Below are 23,149 nucleotides of genomic sequence, written 5' to 3'. Positions count from 1 at the left end.
TCTATAGTTAATCAAATTAATTTTTAATACAAGTCAGCAAGCTGCAGACAGTACAGATAGTACGGCAAGGCGCAGCAACGCCGTAGTAAAAGTTAAGTTGATTAAGTATTTGTGATGGTTCACAGCGTAAAAATACCTGCCTGAAACAGCTTTCAGACAGGCATGGTGTGTTCAGACGGCCTTTTCAGGCAGGCATTTTTTCAGACGGCCTCAATCGCCGCCATCCCTATCCAACACCGCCACGGCCGAACGCAGCCGCTGCCAAGCGAGGCTTTGCTGTTCGGTGAAGGCGTTCCACAGCGCGTCTTCGCTCATGATGCTGTATTCGCCTTGCGTGTGCAGGTTCACATCCAGCGCGTCTTCGCTCATGATGCTGTATTCGCCTTGCGTGTGCAGGTTCACATCCAGCCCGTCTTCGAGGGCTTGGTGGTAGCGGCTGTATTCGCCTTCAAAGTAAAACTGCGCCAGCTCGCGCATGATGGCTTCGCCGCGCAACCAGTCTTGATGGGCGGCTTCGAGTTTGGGGAGCAACTGGGTCCATTCGCGGTAGAGTTTCTGAATATGGTCGATGCGCGCCTGTGCTTCGGCTTGCGGCGGGAGGTCGTTCATGGGGTTTCCTTTCGGTGTTTGCGTTGGATTGATTGGCTGTTTTCAGACGGCCTGCTAATGCGGCAGCTTCACCGCCAGTTCGGACGGCCATGTCTGCCCTGCATCGGTGCGCACATAGCCGTTGCCCGTCATGCCGCCTTTGAGCAGGCGGTTGTAGCGGGAAGCGGTTTCGGGTGCGAGTTTCAGTTTGACTTTAAACACCAGCTTTTCACGCTCGTTGGCGGTTTCCACCGATTTGGGCGTGAACTGGGCTTCGGTGGCGATAAAGCTGATTTTGGCGGGGAACACGGCATCCACGCTGTCGAGCACAATCCGCGCCTCGTCACCCACTTTCAGACGGCCTGCCTGAGCGTTGGGCAGAAAAATGTTCATCGATACATCCGTCGGATCAAGCAGGCTCACCACTTTGCTGCCCGCGGCAATCACGCTGCCCACTTCGGCGATTTTGTATTCCACCCGCCCCGTTTTCGGGCTGCGGATGGTCATGTCGTCATTGGCCGAAGCCGCTTGGTTAATCTGCGCCTGAGCCGCCGCCACCGCCGCCACCGCTTCGGCACGGGCGGCACGGGCGGCGCGCACGGAAGCCGCCGCACCGTCGCGCGCGGCCAGCCGTTTGGTTACTTCCGCCGACGACACCAATTCGTCACGTTTCAAATTCTGCGCATTGCCCAATTCCATTTGCGCCACTTTCTGCTGCTGCTCGTAAGCCCTGATTTCGGCATCCGCCCGCGCCACCGCTTCCTGCGCGCGCTGTTTCTGGGCTTTGGCGGCTTCAAGCTGGCTGGTGCTGGTTACGGAAGAAAGCTCGACCAGCGCGTCTCCCTCTTTCACTTCGCTGCCTTCGTCCACCAACACCGCCTGCACACGCCCCGGATACAGGCTGGCAATGTCAAAGCGGTTCAGCTCCAAACGGCCGTTGGATTGGGCGAAACCTTCGGGCAGGCCGCTTTGGCTTTGCTGGTTATACGCATACCATCCGCCCGCGGCCAGCGCGGCAATCAACAAGGCAACGATCAGTTTTTTCATGGTTTTTCCTGAAATCGGTGGAAACAAACGCCGAGGCGCCAAACTTGCGCCGGCACAATGATTTGAACTTAATCCAATTATCGGCGCAGGGCAAGGGGTAACCCGAATATGCAAAGGCCGAGACCTTTGTAAAACCCCCATCTGCGGCGCATTTCTGCGTTGTGCGCTGCTCGCTCGTTTGCCTATCTATATGATATGTCTGCTCTCGCTGCGCTGCTACGCCTTGAACTGCATCCACATCTGGGGGTTTTACAAAGGTCTCAGGCCGTCTGAAACGTTTTGTCGAAACTCGCACAGTTCACTTTAGCGAAACTCGCATAGCTCGTTTTCAGACGGCCTTTTCTTCTTTTATAACAAAATCATCTTTAATTAAAACCAACCATTCTTTCCCTTTTTCAGACGGCCTCGATACAGTTGCATACAACGAATTTGAAGAGCCTCTGCCATGTTATTACTGAAAACCCCCAGCGTTTTACCCGGCTTCAAAATCAGCCTCGGCCTCACGGTGTTGTGCCTGTCGCTGCTGGTGGTGCTGCCGTTTACCATGATGGCGGTGAAAGCGGGCGAAATCGGTTGGGCGGCGTTTTGGCAGACCATTTCCGAGCCGAACGTATTGGCGGCGGTGTGGCTCACGTTGCGAATGTCGTTTTACGCCATGCTCACCAATATCGTGTTCGGCACTTTGGTGGCGTGGGTGCTGGTGCGCTATGAGTTTCCCGGCAAAAGCATCGCCAATGCGCTGGTGGACTTGCCGTTTGCGCTGCCGACGGCGGTAACCGGCATTGCGCTGGCCACGCTGTATGCGCCCAACGGCTGGCTGGGGCGGTGGTTTGAACCGCCGGGCATCAAAATCGCGTTTACACCCATCGGCATTTGGATTGCGCTGGTGGTGGTGAGCCTGCCGTTTATCGTGCGGGCGGTGCAGCCGGTGCTGGAAGAATTGTCGGGCGAATACGAAGAAGCGGCGGCGACTTTGGGTGCAAACCGCTTCACCACTTTCCGCCGCGTGCTGCTGCCCGAAATCGCCCCCGCCCTGCTTACCGGCGCGGGCATGATGTTTGCGCGGGCAACGGGCGAATACGGCTCGGTGATTTTTATCGCGGGCAATATCCCGATGGTTTCCGAAATTCTGCCGCTGGTGATTACCGGCAAGCTGGAGCAGTTTGACGTGCAGGGAGCATCGGCCGTGGCTTTGTTTATGCTGATGATTTCGTTTGCGATTCTGTTTTTGCTGAATGTCGGCCAATGGGCTTTGAGCAAACAGGCGGGCGCGAAAGTTTGAGGATTGAGGCCGTCTGAAAAGTTTTAGCGAAACCCGTAAAGCTCGCTTTAGCGAAGCGCACAAAGTTCGCTTTGGCGAAACTCGCACAGCTCGTTTTCAGACGGCCTCTCACAGTAAACACATCAAAAAGACCAAACCTAAAAAAACCATGAAAACCAATCCACCCAATCCCAACCTTACCGAACCGCGCTGGCTGCGACTGACGCTGATTGCCGTTGCGCTGGCGTTTCTGCTGCTGATGCTGGTAGTGCCGCTGGCCGCCGTGTTCTACGAAGCCTTGAAAGGCGGCTGGACTCTGTATCTGCAATCCATTACCGACCCCGAAGCGTGGTCTGCCATCAAGCTCACGCTAGTTACCGCTGCGGTGGTGGTGCCGGTGAATGCCGTGCTGGGCGTGGCGATGGCTTGGCTGCTTACCCGCTTCGACTTCCGCGGCAAACAGTTGCTCACCACCCTGCTCGATTTGCCGTTTTCCGTATCGCCCGTGGTGGCCGGTTTGATGTTTGTGCTGCTGTTCGGCGCGCACACCGCCTTCGGCGGCTGGCTCGAAGCACAAGGCATTCAAATTATTTTCGCCATTCCCGGCATTATTCTTGCCACGCTGTTCGTTACCTTTCCGTTTGTCGCCCGCGAACTGATTCCGCTGATGCAGGCGCAGGGCGACAGCGAAGAACAGGCCGCCCTCATTCTCGGCGCAAGCGGCTGGCAGATGTTTTGGCGCGTAACCCTGCCCAACATCAAATGGGCGCTGCTCTACGGCGTCATCCTCACCAACGCCCGCGCGATGGGCGAGTTCGGCGCGGTGAGCGTGGTTTCGGGGCACATCCGCGGCGAAACCAACACCATTCCGCTGCTGGTGGAAATTTTCTACAACGAATACAACTTTACCGGCGCATTCGCCCTCTCCGGCGTGCTGGCCCTGCTCGCACTGGCCACCCTCGCCCTGCAAAACATCATCACCCGTATTCAAGAACGCAAACTCGCCGCTGCCGAAAGGAACGCCGCATGAGCATCACCATTCAAAAACTCAACAAACACTTCGGCCCATTCCACGCCCTCAAAAACATCAACCTCAACGTGCCCACCGGCAAACTGGTGTCGCTGCTCGGCCCGTCCGGCTGCGGCAAAACCACCCTGCTGCGCATCATCGCCGGTTTGGAAAACGCCGACAGCGGCAATATTCTGTTTGACGGCCAAGACGTTACCCGCAAGCATGTGCGCGAGCGCAAAGTCGGCTTCGTATTCCAGCATTATGCCCTGTTCCGCCACATGAACGTGTTTGACAACATCGCCTTCGGCCTTACCGTATTGCCCAAATCCGAACGCCCGAGCAAAGAACGTATCCGCGCCAAAGTGGAAGAATTATTGCAACTGGTGCAGCTTTCGCACTTAGCCAAAGCCTATCCGCACCAGCTTTCAGGCGGCCAACGCCAACGCATCGCCCTCGCCCGCGCATTAGCCGTCGAACCCAAGCTGCTGCTGCTCGACGAACCCTTCGGCGCGCTCGATGCCAAAGTACGCAAAGAGCTGCGCAAATGGCTGCGCGACATCCATCACGAACTCGGCGTAACCAGCATCCTCGTTACCCACGACCAAGAAGAAGCCCTTGAAGTATCGGACGAAATTGTCGTCATGAACCACGGCAGAATCGAGCAGACCGGCACGGCGGAAAGCCTCTACCGCCAGCCCGAAAACGCCTTCGTTACCGAATTTCTCGGCGAAACCGATGCCTTTGAAGGCCGCATCGAAAAAGGCGCATGGCGCTACAACGGTTTCAGACGGCCTCTCGACCTTTCCGGCGCATGGCAGGAACAAACCGCCACCGCCTACGTGCGCCCGCACGAATGGACGGTTGCCGACGGCAACGAAACGCCGATGATCAACGGCCGCATCCACACCATCCGCTCCGCCGGCGCACTCACCCATCTGACCGTAGCGGAAAACAGCCGCGACATACACATCACCTTTGCCGACAGCGACGCCGTCCGCCTCGGGCTGGCAGTCGGACAAAATATCGCGCTGGTGCCGAAGCAGATTTATGTGTTCTCACAAAACGAGTTGATTGATTTTGCGATTTAAACCGTTGAGTTGATTGGTAAACTAAAGCTGTTGCAAATCCAGATACAAAACCAAGACTAAAAAACCTTGAGGCCGTCTGAAAAACAAAAAACTTTTCAGACGGCCTCAAGGTTTTAATCGAGAGCTCTTGTGTTTCACAGCAGTATGTAAAGGCATGGATTACCTATCCGCCCGCGCACAATCTTCAACAAAGCAGCAGTCAAAAAAAACAGGCTTCGCAATCTCGTCCACAGATTCCGAAGCCTGCATCAATATGAAACAGAAACCCGCCCTATTCCACCGATTTCTGACGGTTTTCCAACCTTTCCAGCCGCGCGGCCAACCTTTCCGTATCGTCGCGCAACGCATCCACTTCACGCGACCATGCCGCCAATGTTTCGCGGTCGGCAACCGGCGATTCCGGTTCTCTGGCAAACTCGCCCAGCTGCTCCAGCACGCTCAAGCCCATCTTTTTCAACAGATTGCCCGCCTGCTCTGCGCGCGTGCTGATGCCGCCCGCCAACGCATCGCCAAACAAGCGGCTCAAATCATCGTGGGCGTAATAACGCAGGCTGCCGATCAACGGCAGCAAAGCCATGCCTAAATCGGTGTCGCCGCTGATTTCCACATCCCCCACTCCGGGCGTCTGCCCCTGCAATACTTTTTGCACGGCCGTTTGGCGGAAGCTGATTTCGGTAGCGGCTTCGGCGTTGCTGTGCTTCAAAAAACCCTGTTCGTCAAACGTACCCTGCATGTGCAAGCCCGCCATGCGCAAACTGAGCGTGCTGCCCGCAAACGCTGCAAGCGCGGCTTGGGTTTCGCGGTTTTGCTGGATAAGGTGGTTGATAATCGGAAGGAAGGCTGTCATGTTTTTCTTTCACTGTCGAGGCCGTCTGAAACCGCTTTTCGATTTTTCAGACGGCCTTAAGGTCTTCTATCAATTGATAAACTGCATCACGCAAATACTGCGGCAAAATCATCATACGCGGTGTTGACTATCTTGCCGCTGCCAAGCCCGGCGCTTTCACAATCAGGCGCAGGCAAACCCAGTTTTGCCGCTTCTTCGCCATAAAAATCCCGTTTCGACGGATGGCGCGGCTCGACGATATTGCGTATGCGCACTCCATCGGGCGTGCAAACAGCCAAATGCAAAGCGGCCACGGCAAAATCTTTATGCACAATGTTCACAGGCTGGCCGCCGTTTTTGATGCCGCCGCGTCTCAGCAAACTGTTTAAAGGATGGCGGTCAACGGAATACAGCCCGCCGAAACGCAAAATGTCGATATTGGGAATGCCGCTGTTCAAAAACACCTGCTCGGCTGCCAACACTTTTTTGGCGCTGTCGGTTTGCGGATCAAGCGTACTGTGTTCATCGCAAACCCGCGCCGCATCGCCGTACACGCTGGTGCTGCTGGAATAAATCACATGCTTCACGCCATACTGCGCGGCCAAAGCCAGCCATTTTTCCAGCATTTCGGCGTAATGCACCACCGACGAAGGCGGCAGCAGGCAAATCCACACCGGCTTATCCGCCCACATTGTCCATAAGGCCGTCTGAAAAACGGCTTCATCATTCAAATCAACGGTATTCAGGCTCACGGGCAGATTGATGTCGTCGGAAGTGAGCGTTTTTTTCACCGCCGACACACTGCTGCCCTGCTCAAACAGTTTTTCTGCCAACGCTTTGCCTAAATAGCCCATGCCGAGTATGGCGCAATCGGGTGTGTTCATGATTCAGACGGCCTCTTACGGTGAATATCGGTTAAAAACAACAAGTGCCGAGACCTTTGCAAAACCCCTATCTGCGGCGCATTTCTGCGTTGTGCGCTGCCCGCTCGTTTGCCTATCGTGTGATATGTCTGCACTCGCTGCGCTGCTACGCCTTGAACTGCATCCACATCTAGAGCTTTGCAAAGGTCTCGTGCCTTATTGTATCAGCTTCAAGCCCAAAAGCCGTGTAGAAAACATCCCGGCCGGCAAAAGAAAAACGGCATACATAAAAAATGTATGCCGTTTGCTTTCCGGTATTCAAAAAGACTGCTGTATTTGGCAGTGGTTTGTGTTTTAGTCCTCTTGCGCCCCGGTTTGCAGATAGTTTGCCAAGCCCATGCCGGCAATCAATTCCTGCTGCGTTTCAAGCCAGTCGATATGCTCTTCGTTGATATCTTTCAGTTTTTCCAACAGCTGGCGTGAAACATAATCCTGCTTCTCTTCGCACAAAGCAATCGCTTCAATCAAAGCAGTATGTTTTTCCTGCTCTTTTTTCAAATCGCAGGCCAAAATTTCTTCGGGCGTTTCGCCGATTAAGAGTTTGCCCAAATCTTGCAGGTTCGGCAAACCTTCGAGCAGCAAAACACGTTCGATAATGTCGTCTGCCGCTTTCATTTCCACAATAGACTGCTTGTAGAAATGCCCGCCCAATTCTTCCAAACCCCAGTTTTTCAAAATACGGGCGTGCAGGAAATATTGGTTGATGGTTACCAGCAGCAAACCCAGATTTTTATTCAAATTCTGGATAACTAAACGATCGCCTTTCATCATCAGTTCCTTTATATTCGGTTTAACGGCAGGCCGCGTTTACAGTTGGCTTTGCAGATAGTTTTGCATGCCCAAAAGCTCAATCAGGCGCAATTGCTGTTCCAACCAATGAGCGTGGTCTTCTTCCGTGTCTTTCAGCTGAGCCACCAACAGATCGCGGGTCACATAATCCTGCTTCTCTTCGCACAGTTTCACGCCTTTTTTCAGCGCAGCCTGTACTTCCAATTCGGTGTTCAAATCGGCTTTCAACATTTCTACCACATCGGCGCCCACATTGATTTTGGCCGGAATCATGTTCGGCGTACCGCCCAGCATCAAAATACGGCGGATAAACGCTTCCGCATGAAGGGTTTCGTCTTCCATTTCATGGCCGATGCGGTCAAACAGTTTGGTGTAGCCCCATTCGGCATACATGCGTGAGTGGATAAAATACTGGTCGCGCGCAGCCAGCTCGCCCGCCAATAATTCGTTCATATAATCGATAACAGCTTTGTCGCCTTGCATGGTGTGTCCTTTCTTGTTTCATCAATCCGGCAAACCCCTCGATTTCAGGCGCCGTGCGTTTAATCGAATTGTATGTAATAACAAGCCCCTGCACAAATTTTCTATTTAAAATACAAATAATTATCAAAAAGCTATAGAGCCGGAAAATCGCATCGAAAAATTTACTTAATTGTTTATATTCAAGTTTTGTTGCTGATAATATTGATAAGCTGTTGCAACAAAAATATTTATTTTCTATTTTTAACTTATATTAACAAATCAAAAAAGCATCATTTGAAGCTTTTATTCCAATATCAAACCAAGTTCCGATTTTTCTTTTAATTTCATCAATCTTAGAGATTGATAAATTTTTCGATTTTCATCTTTTTTGCTTGATTTCCACCGTCAAATTATCACGAGAAATCCGATAAGCGTGCTACAATACACGGTTATTTTTTAGTGATAAGACGTAAATCAACCCATGAAACAAATCAGAAATATCGCCATCATCGCACACGTCGACCACGGCAAAACCACGCTGGTAGACCAGCTTCTGCGCCAATCCGGCACCTTCCGCGCCAATCAGCAGGTTGACGAACGCGTGATGGACAGCAACGACATCGAAAAAGAACGCGGCATTACCATTCTTGCCAAAAATACCGCTATCGAATACGAAGGCTACCACATCAATATCGTCGATACACCCGGACACGCCGACTTCGGCGGCGAAGTGGAACGCGTATTGGGCATGGTCGATTGCGTGGTTTTGCTGGTGGACGCTCAAGAAGGCCCGATGCCGCAAACCCGTTTCGTTACCAAAAAAGCCTTGGCATTAGGCCTGCGCCCGATTGTGGTGATCAACAAAATCGACAAACCGAGCGCGCGCCCGAGCTGGGTGATCGACCAAACCTTCGAGCTGTTCGACAGCCTCGGCGCCACCGATGAGCAATTGGACTTTCCCATCGTTTACGCTTCGGGCTTGAGCGGTTTTGCCAAGCTGGAAGAAGACGACGAAAGCCAAGACATGCGCCCGTTGTTCGACACCATCCTCAAACACACCCCGCCCCCCAGCGGCAGCGCAGACGAAACCCTGCAACTGCAAATTTCCCAACTCGACTACGACAACTACACCGGCCGCTTAGGCATCGGCCGCATCTTGAACGGCCGCATCAAACCCGGCCAAGTGGTTGCCGTAATGAATCACGAAAAACAAGTCGCACAAGGCCGTATCAACCAGCTTTTAGGCTTCAAAGGCTTGGAGCGCGTGCCGTTGGAAGAAGCGGAAGCCGGCGATATCGTGATTATTTCCGGTATTGAAGACATCGGCATCGGCGTCACCATCACCGACAAAGACAACCCTAAAGGCCTGCCCATGTTGAGCGTGGACGAGCCGACCTTAACCATGGACTTCATGGTGAACACCTCTCCGTTGGCCGGCACCGAAGGCAAATTCGTTACCTCGCGCCAAATCCGCGACCGTCTGCAAAAAGAATTGCTGACCAACGTCGCCCTGCGCGTGGAAGACACCGAAGATGCCGACATCTTCCGCGTATCCGGTCGCGGCGAGCTGCACTTGACCATTCTGTTGGAAAACATGCGCCGCGAAGGCTACGAATTGGCGGTAGGCAAACCGCGCGTGGTTTACCGCGAAATCGACGGTCAAAAATGCGAGCCGTATGAAAACCTCACCGTTGACGTGCCCGACGACAACCAAGGCGCGGTAATGGAAGAGCTTGGCCGCCGCCGCGGCGAGCTTACCAATATGGAAAGCGACGGCAACGGCCGCACCCGTTTGGAGTACCACATCCCCGCCCGCGGCCTGATCGGTTTCCAAGGCGAGTTTATGACTTTAACCCGCGGTGTCGGCTTGATGAGCCACGTTTTCGACGATTACGCACCGGTGAAACCCGATATGCCTGGCCGCCACAACGGCGTGTTGATTTCCCAAGAGCAAGGCGAAGCGGTGGCTTACGCATTGTGGAACTTGGAAGACCGCGGCCGTATGTTCGTATCGCCCGGCGAAAAACTCTACGAAGGCATGATTATCGGCATCCACAGCCGCGACAACGATTTGGTGGTTAACCCATTAAAAGGTAAAAAACTCACCAACGTACGCGCCAGCGGCACCGACGAAGCCGTGCGCCTGACTACTCCGATCAAGCTGACTTTGGAAAGCGCGGTTGAGTTTATCGACGACGACGAGCTGGTTGAAATCACGCCGCAATCCATCCGCTTGCGCAAGCGTTACCTGCAAGAGCATGAACGCCGCAAACACTTCAAAAAGCAGGATTGATTGGGTTATCCATTGAAGTAGCAATCGAAGGCCGTCTGAAAAATATTTTCAGACGGCCTGAGACCTTTGAAAAACCCTCAGATGTGGATGCAGTTCAAGGCGTAGCAGCACAGCGAGTGCAGACATATCACACGATAGGCAAACGAGCGAGCAGCGCACAACGCAGAAATGCGCCGCAGATGAGGGGTTTGCAAAGGTCTCGGCCTTTTCATTTGTACCTATTCCCAAGCATTACATTCCGCGCTCTTTATCCCTTGACAACTTATCCGCAATATTCCCTGAATCTGCCCATAAAATTGTGCGTATTCTGTGGATAAATCAATATTCTATTTGAAACATAAAGACATTTTTAAACTGATTAAAAATTAAGCACAAACTCCGAAAAGCCCACAGTCAATGTTTATTCCTATGTGCATGGTTTGTGGATAAATCGGTTAACTTCATTATTTCACACCAAAAAATTAAAATGCTTAAAAATTAGGCAATTCAAGCAACTTCTGAAACGGTATAATAAAAAACAGAGCAGAAATTTCATGATAACCACGGCATCCATTTGAGGCCGTCTGAAAAGAGCGGTTTTAACTGTCCTACAATATAAAAAGCGTTAACCACACCACGGCAACACAACCCCGCAGCCGTTAAAACGCTTACGGCCAATACTCCGCCATCATGGATTTCACACGCGACACAACAAACCACAAGGAAGCCGCCATGCATACTCTGTCTGCCGAAACGAGGGCGCAAGCTGCACGCGCCCGTTTGAAAAAAAGCCGCCGCTGGGCTACGGGTCTGCTGTTGGCTGCGGGTGTGTTGTTTGTGGTTTCCTCGCTGTATGTGCCGCAATATCCCGCGCTCGGCTATGTGAAAGCCTTTGCCGAAGCCGCGATGGTGGGCGCGCTGGCCGACTGGTTTGCCGTTACGGCTTTATTCAGACGGCCTCTCGGCCTGCCCATTCCCCATACTGCTATTTTGCCACGCAACCAGCACCGCATTGCCGACGAATTGGGCAGGTTTATCGAAAACAACTTTTTACAGAGCAAACCTATCGCCCTGCGCGTGTATCAGGCGGCGCCGAGTGAAAAACTGCTGGCACGGCTGGCCGACCAACGCACGCGCGATTATTGGCTGCCGTGGCTGGCGAAGCAGATTCCGCCGCTTTTGGATATTGCCAAGCCCGAACAAGTGTCGCGCTTTTTAAGCCGTTTACTGGCAGAGCAATACAGCGGCGAGCGCATCGGCAAAACTTTTTCAGACGGCCTGAAAGCCTTAAAAGCCCAAGGCATGCACGAAACGCTGTTTGTGGCCGTACTCAAACAAACACGCCGCTGGCTGCAAGATCCTGAGACCCGCGGGCTGCTCGAACGCAATCTGCGCGAATGGGCGGCACGCATCGAAAGCGACGCACCTACCACTTGGGAAAAACTGAAAGCCTCGCTCAAAGGCACTTTGGTGGACAAAGTGGACGGCTGGGTATCGGAAAAAGCGCTGGATTGGGCCGACGGCTACCTCGCCGCCGCACTCGCCGATCCCGACCACCGTATCCGCGCCGCATTCGATGAACAATACGACCGCGTTACCGATGCTTTGAGCCGTTCGCGCTTATGGCACAAGCGTTTGGAGCAAGGCAAAATGAAGCTGGCCGACTCGCCTGCCGTCCAAGAAATGCTGATGAAAAGCTGGCAAGGGCTGCAAAAATGGGCGGCGGATGATGTGGAAAAATCCGAATCATTGTGTTTGGTGCAGCTCAACAAACTGCTTGACCACATGCTGTCGCAAGCGCAGAAGCATCCGCAATTTATGCGCCGTGCGGATGTGCGGATTTCGCTGTTGGTACGCGATTTTGTGATGCGCTACAAAGACAAAGCGGCGCTGTTTGTGTCGGACAAAGTCAAAGCTTGGGACAGCACGCAGATGGTGGAAAAACTCGAATTGAGCGTCGGCCGCGATTTGCAGTTTATCCGCATCAATGGCACATTGGTCGGCGGCCTAGTGGGCTTGGTGATTTACAGCGTGTCGAAGTGGCTGTTTTAAAGCCTGTTCACAATGAATCAGGCCGTCTGAAAAGATTTTTCAGACGGCCTGATGCTATTCCAAGCAGATTGAATCAACCCAAACTAACCATTTCGATTTGATCCATACTGCGCCCCAAAAAGCGTTCGCCGATGGTACGGAAGCGCAAAGGAATATCGCTCACATAAAAACGGTAATCCGGCTGGGCGTTATCAGTGTTCAGCAAACCGGCTTCCGTCAAGGCCTTGGCCGTTGCTTCTGCGGTCGTTAGAGCGGAATCAACCAAAGTCACTCCCGGCGCTTCTTCACGCAGCAAGGGCTTGAGCAGCGGATAATGCGTACAGCCCAAAACCAACGTATCAATGTCGTCGGCCAGCAGCGGTTTCAGATATTCGCGCACCGTTAATCTGGTCACTTCATGGTCGAGCCAGCCCTCTTCCACCAGCGGCACCAACAACGGGCAGGCTTGCGATTGCACGCGGGCTTGGGGGTTGCGGCTGTGTATGGCGCGGGCGTAGGCATTGCTGTTGACGGTGGTGCTGGTGGCGATAATGCCGATATGGTTGTTGCGGGTGGTGTGCAAAGCCGCTTCTGCACCGGCGGTAATCACGTCCAAAACAGGCATATTGCCGGCCATAGCGCGCACTTTCTGCCCCGCCACCGCCGCAATCGTATTGCAGGCAATTACCAAGGCTTTTACTTCATGTTGCAGAAGAAAATCAACGATTTGGGCGGTAAACGTTTCAATTGTGGCGCGGGACTTCACGCCATAGGGAACGCGGGCGGTGTCGCCGAAATACACGATATTTTCCATCGGCAGGCGCTCCATCAGCGCACGCACGTTGGTCAAGCCGCCGACACCTGAATCAAATACCCCGATGGGGCGTTGGTTGGTATTGTTCATCATATTCTATAAGGCCGTCTGAAAAAGAGCTTTAGAGGCTTCGCTAAAAGTTTTAGCCAAGCTCACAACCATTCGCTTTCAGACGGCCTCTTACCATTACTTTAACGATGGTGCGGATTGTACACCTTTTCAAACGACGGGGCATATCGGCAAAACATGCGCCGCATAAAAGCAGAGCAAGCAATCAGGCCGTACAAGATGCCCGCCGTTTTGCAATAAAATGCGCGCGGCAGAAACGCATATTAGCCGGCTACGCCCTATTTCCGCCTTCTTTCCATCAAATTATGCTGAAAAGCCTGCCGTTTACGCCGTTTTAATTCAATTTATCGGTTTATAAGGTTCCCAATCCCATTGAATTAACGCATAATTAAACCTTAATCTTAGTTATTCATATTCACATCAAGCGAGATGCCTTTTATGGAGTCGGCAAAAATTACCCGCTTCTTGGCCGATGAAGAAGCCACGCTGAAACTCGGTGAAAGCTGGGCGGCCAGCGTGATGCCGCCGTTGGTGGTTTATCTTCAGGGCGATTTGGGGGCGGGTAAAACCACATTCACCCGCGGCCTGCTGCGCGGCACAGGTTATCAAGGCGCAGTGAAAAGCCCCACATACACCATTGTGGAATCTTACACGCTGCCGCAATCTGCCTCTTTGCACCATTTCGACCTCTACCGCTTTGCCACGCCGGAAGAATGGGAAGATGCGGGTTTGGACGATCTGTTTGCCGACGACTGCATCTGCCTGATCGAATGGCCGCAACAAGGCGGTTCTTTTGTGCCGCCCGCCGATCTCACCGTTACACTCGAAAATCATGAATCAGGCCGCAAGTGCACGCTTGAAGCCCATACCGACAAAGGTAAGAAAAGTTTAGAAACATGGTTAAATTAACACGTCGTCAAATGGTTAGCCGCACCGCTGCGGGTTTGTTGTTTACGCTCACCCCCATCGGAGCCTTGGCTAAAGCTGCCGCACCGCAGTTTGTCGCAGTCCGCATCTGGCCGGCCCGCGCTTATACCCGCATCACGCTGGAATCTTCCCAAGCCATCAAATACAAGCACTTCTCGCTGGATAACCCCGCCCGTTTGGTGGTGGATATCGAAGGCGCGACGCTGAACAACGTGCTGCAAAGCATGTCGGCCAAAGTCCAGAAAAACGACCCTTATATCCAAAACATCCGCGTCGGCCAAAACACCGCCACCACCGTGCGCGTGGTTATTGATTTGAAACAGGCCGCCAATCCTCAGGTGTTTACGCTGGCGCCGATTGCCAACTTCCGCAACCGTTTGGTGGTCGATCTGTATCCTTCCGCCGCCACTGCGCTGGCCGCCGAAGCCAACGATCCGCTGATGGCGCTCTTGAACGACTATTCCCAAGGCAAAATCCGCAGCGACGGCACAGGCACGGGACACACGCCGCCGGTGCGCGACCGCCAACCCGCCATTATCGACACCCCGCCGCCGAGCACCCCCGGCCGCGGCAAACGCCGTCCGATTATCGTGTTAGACCCCGGCCACGGCGGCGAAGACCCCGGTGCCATCAGCAAAGGCGGTTTGCGGGAAAAAGATGTGGTGCTCTCCATCGCTCGTGAAACCAAAAAACGCCTCGAAGCAATGGGTTATAAAACCTACATGACCCGCAACGAAGACGTATTTATCCCGCTCGGCGTGCGCGTGGCCAAAGCCCGCCAGTTGAAAGCCGATGTGTTCGTGTCGATTCATGCCGACTCATTCACCAGCCCCACTGCCCGCGGCACCGGCGTTTACGCTTTGAGCACGCGCGGCGCTACCAGTGCCGCCGCCAAATTTCTGGCGCAAACCCAAAACAGTGCCGACTTAATCGGCGGTGTACAGAAAATGGGCAACCGCAGCGTGGATAACGCCATTTTAGACATGACGCAAACCGTAACCATCAAAGACAGCATGGTGCTCGGCCGTTATGTTTTAAACGAACTGGGCAAACACAACAAACTGCACAAAGGCCATGTAGATCAGGCCAATTTTGCCGTATTGCGCGCGCCGGATATTCCGTCTATTTTGGTAGAAACCGCTTTCCTGTCGAACCCCACCGAAGAAAAACTTCTGGCCAGCCATTCTTTCCGCCAAAAAAGTGCCGAAGCAATCGCCGGCGGCATCAAAACTTACCTCAGCAAAGCCGTTTTGGCGCGCCGATAATATTTCAGACGGCCTAAAGAGTTCTTCAGGCCGTCTGAAAATATAAATCTTACTTGTCTAAATAAATCTTAAATCACATACCAATACACACAGATAAATTGCGCCAAACTTCCCGCCAGCACAAACAAATGCCAAATGCCGTGGGCGTGTTTGATTTTATGGTCGTTCACAAACCAGTAAATGCCCGCGCTGTACAGCAACCCGCCCAACACCAGCCAAAACAAACCTTCCGCCGACAAGCTCTTGGTCAGCGGATAAATCGCCACCAAAACCAACCAGCCCATCAACACATATAAAAACATGGAAAGCCGCCGCTTTTCGCTTTTGCGGCTGATGGTAAGTTCTTGAATAATGCCGAAAAGCGCCAGCCCCCACGACACACCGAACAGCGACCAACCCCACACACCATGAAGCGTTATCAATGTAAAAGGCGTGTAACTACCCGCAATCAACAAATAGATGGCGCAGTGGTCGATTTTCTGCAATACCGCCTTGACTTTAGGCTGTGAAACACTATGATAAACCGTTGAACCTGCGTAGAGAATAATCAGGCATACACCATAAGCCGCCGCGCTGACGATTTTGTAAAAATCCAGCGTTCCCGCCGCTTTAATCAGCATAAACACCAAGCCGGTTACGGCCAAACATGCGCCAACCAAGTGGCTGTACGCATTAAACCGTTCGCCTATATACATAATTAATAATCGTTCTTATTTTATAAAGATAGGAAGTTTACCGCATTTCACCATCGAGAAGCAGCCTGAAGAGCTTAAATAAATTTAAGGGCTTTAATAAAATGACGAAATTAAAGCAAAGAAATTTTTGGAAACCGATTATCCCAAACATATCCGTGATTATTGGCGGATAAAAAACGCATCCTGCCTATCGCCCTGCCCTTTCCGTTAAAACTTCAGGCCGTCTGAAAAACATCTTTTCAGACGGCCTGTATTCTACGGACGATTATTTTTTATTCAAAGAATCGCGGATTTCACGCAACAGCAGAATTTCTTCAGAAGGTTCGGCCGGAGCTTCTTCAGCAGGTGCTTCGCGTTTCAGTTTGTTGATCATTTTGATCACCACAAAAATAGCGGCAGCAATGATCAGGAAGCTGATAACGGTGTTGATAAACAGACCCACATTCAAAGTAACCGCACCCGCAGCTTGAGCGGCAGCCAAAGTAGGATAACCGCCTTCGGGAGCGGCCGCGCCGTCTTTCAAAGTAATAAACAGGTTTGAAAAGTCCACGCCCCCGATCAAAATACCGATGGGAGGCATAATTACATCATCTACCAAGGATTTGACAATACCGCTGAACGCAGTACCGATAACCATACCGACCGCCAGATCGATAACGTTACCGCGCATGATAAACTCTTTAAATTCTTTTGCTAAAGACATCTTTTTTCCTTTCCTAAAAATATTAAATATAGATGTATGAACTTATTCAAACTACTGCTTGTTTAAAGACCGCGCATACTACTTGATTTATTGTAAAAATATGTATCGCATAGTTATAGTTTGTGTTTTTGATAGAAAATGCCCGGTTTAGTTCCCGTTCAAGACAAAAAAGTGCCGTTCGAAAGAATATGTAGTTTTTTTACAAAAGAACAAACGCATATTCAAAAGAAAAAGATTTTTGAAACAAAAAAGCTGCACATCTATCCCGAAGTCAAACGCACAATCGAGTCAGACCATGCAGCCGTATCGATTAACCTCAGATTCGGCTTCTACACCGACCCAGCCACACCAGCAGCAACACGAAACCAAAATACAAAGCACTCCATATCGGCAGCGGAACGCCCAAAACATAATCAGGCACAGCGCAATCACCGAAACCGCGGATCACAGGTTCGTACCAATCAAACAAAGGCCAATCGCGCAGACGGAAAGTCCACGGCGCACCGCAAGCCGGAGCGGCTCCCGGCGGCAGGCTTTGAATATACAGCTGATAAACCGCCACACCCGCCCCATAAACCGCAGGAATGCTCACCAATACCGCGCTGACGGTGCGCATACCTCTGCTCTTTTGAGCAAAAACAGCACACACCAAAGCCACCACACCCACCGCTATCACGGCCAAACGCTGCAAAATGCACAACACGCAGGGGTTCAACCCCATTACATATTGCGAATAAAAAGAACCGAAAACAGTACACGCGGATAAAAATACAATAAACCACAACGCCTTACGAAACGCGTTCATAACACTCCATTCAACAAATAATCTTCACTGCCCACCGCGAGGCAGCCTATTTCACAACGTCTCTTTGATAGATGCAACAAGAAAAGTTCAACTTCACAATATCTTTATAGATAGATTGAAGCAGCTTGCGTTCAAGCCTTGCCCGCTACTCTTTAAGGCCGTCTGAATCACTTTTTCAGACGGCCTCATATTCATCAATTTATTGCGATGCCACCCAATCATCCCGCGCATCTTTAGCCTGCTCAAAATAACGGTACAAAGCCGCAACATCTCCACTTTCCAGCATAGCAACCAAAGCAGCAAGCTGTTGCTGCTGACCGCTTAACAAAGCCAGCAGGCTGTCTTTATTCGCCACACAGATGTCCGCCCAAATCGCAGGATGGCTGGAGGCAATACGGGTAAAGTCCCGAAAACCCGAAGCCGCAAAATCCAAATAAGTGCGGCCGTCCGAATGCGTGGCAATCTGATGAACATAGGCATAAGCCAAAAGATGGGGAAGATGGGAAACGGCAGCAAAAACAGCATCATGTTCCGCCGCACTCATCCGAAAAATACGCGCCCCGACCGCCTGCCAAAGCGACTCCACCATCAATAGGCCGTCTGAATCCTCTTCTCCGTGCGGACAAATCACTAGCTTTTTGTTTTGAAACAGCCCGAACTGCGCCGCCAACGCACCGCTGCGGTCCGAACCCGCAATAGGATGCGCAGCAATACAGCGCGCCAACTGTTCGGGCAGATAGCGGCGGAAAGCATCAATCGCCGACTGCTTGGTGCTGCCGACATCCGTAACCCAAGTACGTCCGCCCAACAAAGGCGACAAGCGGCGGCACACTTCCGGCAACGTAGCAACCGGCGTTGCAATCACCACCAAATCGGCGTCTTCCAGTGCTTGCACACAAATAGTATCAAAAGCCGCATCAATAACCCTGCGCTCCAGCGCACGCTCCAGATTACTGCGGTTAAGGTCGACACCCACCACCCTGCCGACCAACCCTTTGTGTTTCAAATCAAGCACAAAAGAACCGCCTATCAGGCCGACGCCGATAAGCGTAATCTGTTTGAGCGGAACCATAGCAGTCATGTCGGATACGGAAATGATGGATATCGAAGACGCAAGTTTACCCCAACAGCCTTCCGCTTAACAGGGGATAAAGCATCCGCTTGATTTGCCGACGACATTGATAACGAGCAAAAGTCATATGTTGCAAAATAGAAGTATCCCAAATCATCGGAAGGCATTATTTGTTAATGACATTTGTTTTTAACTCAACATTGATTTACAATTTCTCATATTTGTTATGAACTGTAAGTTCAGACGGCCACTATTAAGCCGTTTTCCATCAATAAACAAGGGGATATTATGTCTAAGAGAATGCCTGTAAAACACATCGCGCTTACTGTAATCTGCTCTGCCGTACTGGCGGCATGCGGAGGCGGCGGCTCACCCGAGACCAAATTGGTCGACAATGCGGTAGCGGCGCGTAAAGTTATCGAGTTAATCGAAGCATTGGATACGGTTGAAAAAATCGATGCGGGAGACGAAGCCAGCATCAAAGCGGCACAAAAAGCCTTCAACAATTTAAGTAACGACCAAAAAATCTTGGTAGGTAAAACGTCTATCGAAAAATTGGAAGCCGCATTAAACGCCTTGGCGGGATTAAACGCAAACAGCAGCAACCCCGATGCACCCGCAACCGACAATACCACCCCCAATGGCAATAACAACAGCGCAGAAATTAAAGACGATAAAAGCTTAGAGCCTTTAAACAAACCGGCTCCCGTGCATACTTCTTTCATTTCATCTTCAGAAGCCCAGCAGCACAATCCCCACCTCCAATTGAGACAGGTTGACGGCAAACCTGCTTTTGTGGACAACCAAATCGGCCTGATCCGCAATTTAGATTTGAAGAAAAACGACACAGTCGTACTGGACGGCGCAGTGCTGACCAACTCTGCGGAAAACAACCCCGCCGTTCAAGTCAATTATCTGACACCCGAGTCATCGATTACCAAATACACTTCTGCCGGCCCGACAAAAGAAAATATTGCCTCTTTGTTCGGCAAGAAGGACGGCATCTATTCGGAAGTGAAAACTTCGTTGGATGATGAGATTAAAGCTCAATATGATGAGATGACAAAAGCTTGGGAAACCATCAAAGACAGCAAGGCAGACCCTAAAGCCGTTGCCGAAGCCAAGAAAAAAGTCCAAGAAGCCCTGCCCCTTCATGCAGAAGATTTCAACTACGATGATTTTGTGAAAATCGCCAGAAATCATCAGGAAGCCTTCTCAGAAGAAGGCATGAAGGAGATGGTAAGAAACATCAGCCACGACCTGATTAATAAATACAGCTCCGCAGCACAAATTGCAGAAGCATGGCAGAAAATCCACCAAGGCGACGAACAAGGCTGGGAAACACTCAAACAATTTGAGCCGAAATTTACCTCGAAACTTTTATGGCGCGTTGCCTTAGACGCCAACAGCAACAATGCCATTGACGGTATGGAAGGCTCTACACCCAAAATTGCCGACGTTCTGCACGGCATCGCCTATGTTCATAAAGACAAAAACAAGCTGGCTTTCGACAAAGAGTTTGACGGCGTGTATGTGATCAAATTTGCCAACGGCGTGCGCGTTACCCTGCATGATCCGGCTGCCGCAGGTTGGACAGAACAAACTTTCGCACATTACGTTGACCTGAATAACCTGGTTAACCACGGTTATCAAAGCCTCGGCAATGAAACTCCGATTGCTTCGGTTCCGACTGAAGGCACAGCAACTTACAGAGGCTTGACCACATCTTATCTGACCGAAACCGGCAAACCTACCCGCCAATTGACAGCAAATGTGGTAGCAGTGGCTGATTTTGCGAAGAAAGGTTTGAGCTTCAAAACCACCAACCCCACATTCCATATCTTGGAAAACGGTGTAAGGGTTTCTACTCCGGTTGCCGGTTATGAAATGTCGGGTTCGGCTAGCTGGCAGGCAAACAGCAACAGCTTTAAAGGACAAGTGGCTACGAAAGAGCACGGTTTCAAAGGTGATTTGAACGGTAAATTCTACGGCAGCCAAGTGGATGAAATCGGCGGCACTTACGGTTTATCCAATGCCACCCAGCAGCTGATCGGCGGTTATGGTGCGAAACGCCAATAATCCCTCCGTATCATGTAACTTCGCTACATAATCAAATGCCGTCTGAAATATGTTCAGACGGCATTTTCTTTATTATTAATGCGTGAACATGCCACTAAAACCAGCCAAATCACACATTCTATTCAAGCAAGATATCAATCTGAGGCTTTTTTAATATTTAAAGATTCGCTTTGTTCTGCATCCGTCAAAGATGCCGTATCTGCCAAAGCCTCAGACTGATTCACACTGCTTAATGGTAATCTTAAAAACAATCGCCCGGCACTCTTACCCAGCCTTCCATAATCACGCGGGCGCTGCGGCTCATGACGGCTTTGGTTGCCGTCCACTTGGCGTCAACCTGTTCGGCTGCTGCGCCGACGCGTAAGGTGCCGGAAGGGTGGCCGAAGCGTACTTCGTTACGTTCCCCACCGCCTGCTGCCAAATTGACCAATGTGCCGGGAATGGCTGCTGCGGTCGCTATCGCCACGGAGGCCGTGCCCATCATGGCATGGTGGAGCTTGCCCATGCTCATGGCGCGTACCAATACGTCGATATCGGCTGCGCGAACGGCTTTGCCGCTTGATGAAACATAATCTTTCGGCGCAGACACCCAAGCGATTTTTGGGGTGTGTTGGCGCGTGGCGGCTTCGGAAAGGTTGCTGATCAAGCCCATTTTCAAGGCGCCGTGTGCGCGGATGGTTTCGAGTTTTTCCAGTGCTGCGGCGTCATTGTTCACGTCGTCTTGCAGTTCGGTGCCTGTGTAGCCGATGTCTTCGGCATTGACGAAAATGGTGGGAATGCCCGAATTGATGAGCGTGGCTTTCAGACGGCCTATGCCGGGCACATCCAATTCGTCCACCAAATTGCCTGTGGGGAACATATCGCCTTCGCCGTCGGCAGGGTCGAGAAATTCGATCTGCACTTCGGCTGCGGGAAAGGTTACGCCGTCGAGTTCGAAATCGCCGGTTTCCTGCACTTCGCCGTTGCTTACCGGCACATGGGCGACGATGGTTTTGCTGATGTTTTTCTGCCAAATGCGTACGGTGCAGATGCCGTTTTCGGGAATTTTTTCGGCGTCAATCAAGCCGTTGGAAATGGCGAACGCGCCCACGGCGGCGGTCAGGTTGCCGCAGTTACCGCTCCAATCGACAAAAGGTTTGTCGATGGAGACCTGCCCGAACAGGTAATCGACATCATGGTCGGGGCGGGTGCTTTTATCGAGAATTACGGCTTTGCTGGTTGAAGAGCTGGCATTGCCCAAGCCGTCGATTTGTTTGCCGTAGGGGTCGGGGCTGCCCAGCACGCGCAAGAGGATTTTGTCGCGCGCCTCCCCTGCTTCTTGAGCGGCGGCGGGTAAGTCGCTGCGTTTGAAAAATACGCCTTTTGAAGTGCCGCCACGGTAGTAAACGGCGGGGATTTTTATCTGTGCGGGAAAAGCGGTCATGCGGTGGTTCTCCTTTTTCTTGTCTGTTTTTCGTATCTGTATTGAAAGGCGGGCTTATATTCACGGCTTGCTTGCGGTCTGCGTTTTCAGACGGCCTAACAGCCTTCTGCTCCGCCGGTTTCGGCATTACACCAAAAAGCCTTCTGCCCTGCAAGGTGCGGTATGCAATCCGGCATGTTTTCTTACTTTTTTAATTTTCAGACGGCATCGGTTTGAATCATGGTTTTACCGGCATACGAAGCGGCGGGGTGATTCATATTATGATTGAATTTATCTATGTACTTGCGCGCACCGCCGGCGGTTTATTGATTTTCAGACGGCCTCATGTGCTTTTTTCCGCTACAATGCCGTTTTTTCTTCACACAGTTTCTGCTTATGCTTTATCAATTTGTGCGCGACATGTGGGATGTTTTGCGCTTGCGTTATAAAAACCCCGAAGAATACCGCTACTCTCTGCCTGTGAATCTGGCAGTGCTGCTGCTGATCGGTATCGTCAACGCCGCCGCTTCCGTGCCTTTGCTCGGTAAAAGCACGCCGTTGATTGTGTTTGCGGTTTTGCTCACGGTGCTCAAATGTGTCATCCTCAGCCGTACCATGAGCGCTGCGTTGCGCCATCAAAATGAGACCCGCCAACCGTTTTGGGGATTTGTGTTGGTAACGGAAAGCTTGGCCATTCCTTTATTGCTGCTGTTTTATGTTCCTTCTCTGGCTTCTATCGGCGTGTTTTGGCAGATTTGGATTTTCTGGGTGCAGATTATCGGCTTCATGAACATCAGCAAACAAAGAGGCGGCAAGGTGGTTTTGGGTTATCTGATGTACGCTCTGATTACCCTCATCGCCGGCACTTTGCTGATTACGGTGTTTGCACAAGCGGGCTGGCTGGACTTGCAAGAGCTGTCGCAGCAGTTTGAAAACGTGATGAACTCAAATCGCTGATTCCCATCACACGCAAAAATACAAACAGGCCGTCTGAATTTTCAGACGGCCTGTTTACCTAT

At 51.7% G+C, this 23,149-nt stretch carries 22 protein-coding genes and 2 pseudogenes; 11 read left to right on the top strand and 13 right to left on the bottom strand.

Features of this window, described 5'->3' with window-relative positions; all coding sequences use genetic code 11:
* Positions 1 to 210 precede the first annotated feature (210 nt).
* Together LVJ85_RS04810 and LVJ85_RS04805 are read right to left on the bottom strand one after the other, a co-directional pair.
* Positions 211 to 609: a DUF4298 domain-containing protein gene (locus tag LVJ85_RS04810; RefSeq protein ID WP_244741954.1), complete on the bottom strand. Its 399-nt coding sequence runs from the start codon at positions 607 to 609 to the stop codon at positions 211 to 213.
* Between the two features lie 54 nt (positions 610 to 663).
* The gene (locus tag LVJ85_RS04805; RefSeq protein ID WP_244741951.1) at positions 664 to 1,635 is read right to left on the bottom strand and encodes an HlyD family secretion protein; all 972 of its coding nucleotides are present in this window, start codon (positions 1,633 to 1,635) and stop codon (positions 664 to 666) included.
* A gap of 141 nt (positions 1,636 to 1,776) precedes the next feature.
* On the opposite strand from LVJ85_RS04805, the gene LVJ85_RS13435 reads away from it, so the two are divergent.
* The 4 genes from LVJ85_RS13435 to LVJ85_RS04790 all read left to right on the top strand — a co-directional run bounded on the left by LVJ85_RS13435 (position 1,777) and on the right by LVJ85_RS04790 (position 4,996).
* Positions 1,777 to 1,908 (top strand): lipoprotein signal peptidase, encoded by a 132-nt coding sequence (locus LVJ85_RS13435; RefSeq protein WP_370686951.1) that lies wholly within the window; start codon positions 1,777 to 1,779, stop codon positions 1,906 to 1,908.
* A gap of 172 nt (positions 1,909 to 2,080) precedes the next feature.
* The gene (gene cysT, locus LVJ85_RS04800) at positions 2,081 to 2,917 is read left to right on the top strand and encodes a sulfate ABC transporter permease subunit CysT (RefSeq protein ID WP_244741949.1); all 837 of its coding nucleotides are present in this window, start codon (positions 2,081 to 2,083) and stop codon (positions 2,915 to 2,917) included.
* A gap of 148 nt (positions 2,918 to 3,065) precedes the next feature.
* On the top strand, positions 3,066 to 3,926 hold the full coding sequence (cysW, locus tag LVJ85_RS04795; protein ID WP_244741945.1) for a sulfate ABC transporter permease subunit CysW: 861 nt from the start codon (positions 3,066 to 3,068) through the stop codon (positions 3,924 to 3,926).
* Positions 3,923 to 4,996 carry a sulfate/molybdate ABC transporter ATP-binding protein gene (locus tag LVJ85_RS04790; RefSeq protein WP_244741942.1) on the top strand — a complete coding sequence of 358 codons (1,074 nt, stop codon included), beginning with the start codon at positions 3,923 to 3,925 and terminating at the stop codon, positions 4,994 to 4,996. Before cysW ends, LVJ85_RS04790 begins: the two co-directional genes overlap by 4 nt.
* Before the next feature lie 271 nt (positions 4,997 to 5,267).
* On the opposite strand, the gene LVJ85_RS04785 is transcribed toward LVJ85_RS04790, so the two are convergent.
* Together LVJ85_RS04785 and LVJ85_RS04780 are read right to left on the bottom strand one after the other, a co-directional pair.
* Positions 5,268 to 5,843 (bottom strand): SCP2 domain-containing protein, encoded by a 576-nt coding sequence (locus LVJ85_RS04785; RefSeq protein WP_244741939.1) that lies wholly within the window; start codon positions 5,841 to 5,843, stop codon positions 5,268 to 5,270.
* 86 nt (positions 5,844 to 5,929) lie between these two features.
* Entirely contained in the window at positions 5,930 to 6,706 is a 777-nt protein-coding gene (locus LVJ85_RS04780) for an SDR family NAD(P)-dependent oxidoreductase (protein WP_244741936.1), read from the bottom strand.
* Positions 6,707 to 6,762: 56 nt separating this feature from the next.
* Here LVJ85_RS04780 and LVJ85_RS04775 point away from each other — a divergent pair.
* A pseudogene (locus LVJ85_RS04775) lies at positions 6,763 to 6,904 on the top strand (lipoprotein signal peptidase); the annotation flags it as partial.
* 135 nt (positions 6,905 to 7,039) lie between these two features.
* Here LVJ85_RS04775 and bfr (LVJ85_RS04770) read toward each other — a convergent pair.
* The gene (bfr, locus tag LVJ85_RS04770) at positions 7,040 to 7,513 is read right to left on the bottom strand and encodes a bacterioferritin (RefSeq protein ID WP_085363158.1); all 474 of its coding nucleotides are present in this window, start codon (positions 7,511 to 7,513) and stop codon (positions 7,040 to 7,042) included.
* A gap of 39 nt (positions 7,514 to 7,552) precedes the next feature.
* On the bottom strand, positions 7,553 to 8,017 hold the full coding sequence (gene bfr, locus LVJ85_RS04765; protein WP_085363157.1) for a bacterioferritin: 465 nt from the start codon (positions 8,015 to 8,017) through the stop codon (positions 7,553 to 7,555).
* A 460-nt stretch (positions 8,018 to 8,477) separates the two neighbouring features.
* Between bfr (LVJ85_RS04765) and typA the strand changes: the two genes are divergently transcribed.
* Positions 8,478 to 10,289 carry a translational GTPase TypA gene (typA, locus tag LVJ85_RS04760; protein WP_244741934.1) on the top strand — a complete coding sequence of 604 codons (1,812 nt, stop codon included), beginning with the start codon at positions 8,478 to 8,480 and terminating at the stop codon, positions 10,287 to 10,289.
* Between the two features lie 48 nt (positions 10,290 to 10,337).
* Here typA and LVJ85_RS04755 read toward each other — a convergent pair.
* A pseudogene (locus LVJ85_RS04755) lies at positions 10,338 to 10,483 on the bottom strand (lipoprotein signal peptidase).
* Between the two features lie 517 nt (positions 10,484 to 11,000).
* Between LVJ85_RS04755 and LVJ85_RS04750 the strand changes: the two are divergent.
* On the top strand, positions 11,001 to 12,320 hold the full coding sequence (locus LVJ85_RS04750; protein ID WP_085363155.1) for a DUF445 domain-containing protein: 1,320 nt from the start codon (positions 11,001 to 11,003) through the stop codon (positions 12,318 to 12,320).
* Positions 12,321 to 12,393: 73 nt separating this feature from the next.
* On the opposite strand, the gene murI is transcribed toward LVJ85_RS04750, so the two are convergent.
* Positions 12,394 to 13,203, bottom strand: coding sequence for a glutamate racemase (gene murI / locus LVJ85_RS04745; RefSeq protein WP_244743043.1), 810 nt, complete (start codon positions 13,201 to 13,203; stop codon positions 12,394 to 12,396).
* Between the two features lie 417 nt (positions 13,204 to 13,620).
* Here murI and tsaE point away from each other — a divergent pair, with 417 nt between their 5' ends.
* On the top strand, positions 13,621 to 14,091 hold the full coding sequence (tsaE, locus tag LVJ85_RS04740; RefSeq protein WP_244741930.1) for a tRNA (adenosine(37)-N6)-threonylcarbamoyltransferase complex ATPase subunit type 1 TsaE: 471 nt from the start codon (positions 13,621 to 13,623) through the stop codon (positions 14,089 to 14,091).
* Complete coding sequence (locus tag LVJ85_RS04735; RefSeq protein WP_244741927.1) at positions 14,079 to 15,374, top strand: N-acetylmuramoyl-L-alanine amidase; 1,296 nt, start codon at positions 14,079 to 14,081, stop codon at positions 15,372 to 15,374. The genes tsaE and LVJ85_RS04735 overlap by 13 nt, the downstream gene beginning before the upstream one ends.
* A 68-nt stretch (positions 15,375 to 15,442) precedes the next feature.
* Here LVJ85_RS04735 and LVJ85_RS04730 read toward each other — a convergent pair whose 3' ends face one another.
* The 4 genes from LVJ85_RS04730 to LVJ85_RS04715 form a co-directional block, all read right to left on the bottom strand.
* Positions 15,443 to 16,069: a hemolysin III family protein gene (locus tag LVJ85_RS04730; protein WP_244741924.1), complete on the bottom strand. Its 627-nt coding sequence runs from the start codon at positions 16,067 to 16,069 to the stop codon at positions 15,443 to 15,445.
* Between the two features lie 265 nt (positions 16,070 to 16,334).
* Entirely contained in the window at positions 16,335 to 16,772 is a 438-nt protein-coding gene (gene mscL / locus LVJ85_RS04725; RefSeq protein WP_244741921.1) for a large conductance mechanosensitive channel protein MscL, read from the bottom strand.
* A 316-nt stretch (positions 16,773 to 17,088) separates the two neighbouring features.
* Positions 17,089 to 17,577 (bottom strand): disulfide bond formation protein B, encoded by a 489-nt coding sequence (locus tag LVJ85_RS04720; RefSeq protein WP_244741918.1) that lies wholly within the window; start codon positions 17,575 to 17,577, stop codon positions 17,089 to 17,091.
* Between the two features lie 199 nt (positions 17,578 to 17,776).
* Positions 17,777 to 18,658, bottom strand: a complete 882-nt coding sequence (locus LVJ85_RS04715; protein ID WP_370686934.1) for a prephenate dehydrogenase — start codon at positions 18,656 to 18,658, stop codon at positions 17,777 to 17,779.
* A gap of 279 nt (positions 18,659 to 18,937) precedes the next feature.
* On the opposite strand from LVJ85_RS04715, the gene LVJ85_RS04710 reads away from it, so the two are divergent.
* Positions 18,938 to 20,728: a transferrin-binding protein-like solute binding protein gene (locus LVJ85_RS04710; RefSeq protein ID WP_244741915.1), complete on the top strand. Its 1,791-nt coding sequence runs from the start codon at positions 18,938 to 18,940 to the stop codon at positions 20,726 to 20,728.
* A gap of 241 nt (positions 20,729 to 20,969) precedes the next feature.
* Here LVJ85_RS04710 and prpF read toward each other — a convergent pair whose 3' ends face one another.
* Positions 20,970 to 22,151, bottom strand: coding sequence for a 2-methylaconitate cis-trans isomerase PrpF (gene prpF, locus LVJ85_RS04705; RefSeq protein WP_244741912.1), 1,182 nt, complete (start codon positions 22,149 to 22,151; stop codon positions 20,970 to 20,972).
* Between the two features lie 375 nt (positions 22,152 to 22,526).
* Between prpF and LVJ85_RS04700 the strand changes: the two genes are divergently transcribed.
* Positions 22,527 to 23,087 carry a hypothetical protein gene (locus tag LVJ85_RS04700; protein WP_244741910.1) on the top strand — a complete coding sequence of 187 codons (561 nt, stop codon included), beginning with the start codon at positions 22,527 to 22,529 and terminating at the stop codon, positions 23,085 to 23,087.
* Positions 23,088 to 23,149: the final 62 nt, after the last annotated feature.

This window comes from Neisseria sp. Dent CA1/247, assembly GCF_022870825.1.
GTDB classification, from domain to species: Bacteria; Pseudomonadota; Gammaproteobacteria; order Burkholderiales; family Neisseriaceae; genus Neisseria; species Neisseria zoodegmatis.
This window is presented reverse-complemented; position numbering and strand designations above follow the sequence as displayed.

Bases quoted from the DNA above. Each gene is read 5' to 3' on its own strand.
- LVJ85_RS04810 (WP_244741954.1), bottom strand. From the start codon at position 609: ATGAACGACCTCCCGCCGCAAGCCGAAGCACAGGCGCGCATCGACCAT.
- LVJ85_RS04805 (WP_244741951.1), bottom strand. From the start codon at position 1,635: ATGAAAAAACTGATCGTTGCCTTGTTGATTGCCGCGCTGGCCGCGGGC.
- cysT (WP_244741949.1), top strand. From the start codon at position 2,081: ATGTTATTACTGAAAACCCCCAGCGTTTTACCCGGCTTCAAAATCAGC.
- cysW (WP_244741945.1), top strand. From the start codon at position 3,066: ATGAAAACCAATCCACCCAATCCCAACCTTACCGAACCGCGCTGGCTG.
- LVJ85_RS04790 (WP_244741942.1), top strand. From the start codon at position 3,923: ATGAGCATCACCATTCAAAAACTCAACAAACACTTCGGCCCATTCCAC.
- LVJ85_RS04785 (WP_244741939.1), bottom strand. From the start codon at position 5,843: ATGACAGCCTTCCTTCCGATTATCAACCACCTTATCCAGCAAAACCGC.
- LVJ85_RS04780 (WP_244741936.1), bottom strand. From the start codon at position 6,706: ATGAACACACCCGATTGCGCCATACTCGGCATGGGCTATTTAGGCAAA.
- bfr (WP_085363158.1), bottom strand. From the start codon at position 7,513: ATGAAAGGCGATCGTTTAGTTATCCAGAATTTGAATAAAAATCTGGGT.
- bfr (WP_085363157.1), bottom strand. From the start codon at position 8,017: ATGCAAGGCGACAAAGCTGTTATCGATTATATGAACGAATTATTGGCG.
- typA (WP_244741934.1), top strand. From the start codon at position 8,478: ATGAAACAAATCAGAAATATCGCCATCATCGCACACGTCGACCACGGC.
- LVJ85_RS04750 (WP_085363155.1), top strand. From the start codon at position 11,001: ATGCATACTCTGTCTGCCGAAACGAGGGCGCAAGCTGCACGCGCCCGT.
- murI (WP_244743043.1), bottom strand. From the start codon at position 13,203: ATGAACAATACCAACCAACGCCCCATCGGGGTATTTGATTCAGGTGTC.
- tsaE (WP_244741930.1), top strand. From the start codon at position 13,621: ATGGAGTCGGCAAAAATTACCCGCTTCTTGGCCGATGAAGAAGCCACG.
- LVJ85_RS04735 (WP_244741927.1), top strand. From the start codon at position 14,079: ATGGTTAAATTAACACGTCGTCAAATGGTTAGCCGCACCGCTGCGGGT.
- LVJ85_RS04730 (WP_244741924.1), bottom strand. From the start codon at position 16,069: ATGTATATAGGCGAACGGTTTAATGCGTACAGCCACTTGGTTGGCGCA.
- mscL (WP_244741921.1), bottom strand. From the start codon at position 16,772: ATGTCTTTAGCAAAAGAATTTAAAGAGTTTATCATGCGCGGTAACGTT.
- LVJ85_RS04720 (WP_244741918.1), bottom strand. From the start codon at position 17,577: ATGAACGCGTTTCGTAAGGCGTTGTGGTTTATTGTATTTTTATCCGCG.
- LVJ85_RS04715 (WP_370686934.1), bottom strand. From the start codon at position 18,658: ATGACTGCTATGGTTCCGCTCAAACAGATTACGCTTATCGGCGTCGGC.
- LVJ85_RS04710 (WP_244741915.1), top strand. From the start codon at position 18,938: ATGTCTAAGAGAATGCCTGTAAAACACATCGCGCTTACTGTAATCTGC.
- prpF (WP_244741912.1), bottom strand. From the start codon at position 22,151: ATGACCGCTTTTCCCGCACAGATAAAAATCCCCGCCGTTTACTACCGT.
- LVJ85_RS04700 (WP_244741910.1), top strand. From the start codon at position 22,527: ATGCTTTATCAATTTGTGCGCGACATGTGGGATGTTTTGCGCTTGCGT.